Source organism: Alteripontixanthobacter muriae, assembly GCF_013336795.1.
GTDB lineage: Bacteria > Pseudomonadota > Alphaproteobacteria > Sphingomonadales > Sphingomonadaceae > Pseudopontixanthobacter > Pseudopontixanthobacter muriae.
Genome location: NZ_JAAFZT010000052.1, coordinates 1 through 209 on the forward strand (window position 1 = coordinate 1; position 209 = coordinate 209).

Below are 209 nucleotides of genomic sequence, written 5' to 3' on the forward strand. Positions count from 1 at the left end.
GAACAGTACAGCCTCAGCCTCGGCAGCTATGGTCGTCCGAGGATGACCATGGAACTCAAAGAGGTTGGGCTCGACGTTGGCGAGCGCCGGGTCGGGCGGCTGATAAAGATCAACGGGATCAAGCCAGTCCGCACGCGCAAGCACAAGGTCACAACCGACAGCCACCATCGCTTGGGGGTCGCAGCGAACTGGCTGGACGGCGACTTCGC

Annotated in this window: 1 protein-coding gene; it reads left to right on the forward strand. The window is 62.2% G+C overall.

Annotated elements, in window-relative coordinates:
- The coding region (locus G7A66_RS13860) for an IS3 family transposase (protein ID WP_174296275.1) at positions 1-209 on the forward strand (209 nt) is incomplete at both ends.